Genomic DNA, 391 nt, shown 5'->3' with positions numbered 1-391 from the left:
GTTGGGCGGGGGGCAGCCGGGCTGCTACAAGGAAGGCCGGGCCACCTCCCCAGGCTTCACCCGCTGGGAATGCCGGCCCGGGATTCACAAGCGGGGGTTGCGATGTCCGACGATGAGCAGGCCCGCCACGCGCGGACCGCCGAGGCCGTGCGCCGAGCGGGGGCCTCCCTGGTGCTGCTGGAGCTGGGCGGTCACACCGCCACGGGGTTCGTCCTCACCGCCGAAGGCCACGTCATCACCAGCCTCCACGCGGTGGCGAGCGCGCGCTCCATCACCGCCGTGCTGCCCGACGGCCTGCGCACCCCCGTGGTGCAGGTGGCCGCCGTGGACGAGCGGCGCGACCTGGCCCTCCTGCGGCTGTCCGTGCCGAACCTCGCCCCCGCCCTCCCCC

The 391-nt window shown here is 75.4% G+C and carries 1 protein-coding gene; it reads left to right on the top strand.

Translation table 11 applies throughout. From position 1 onward, the window contains the following. Positions 1–102 precede the first annotated feature (102 nt). The coding region (locus D7V88_RS42450) for a trypsin-like peptidase domain-containing protein (RefSeq protein WP_147449198.1) at positions 103–391 on the top strand (289 nt) is incomplete at its 3' end.

This window comes from Corallococcus terminator, assembly GCF_003611635.1.
GTDB classification, from domain to species: domain Bacteria; phylum Myxococcota; class Myxococcia; order Myxococcales; family Myxococcaceae; genus Corallococcus; species Corallococcus terminator.
Note: the sequence above shows the minus strand (reverse complement) of the source record. Positions and strands in the feature narration are given on the sequence as shown.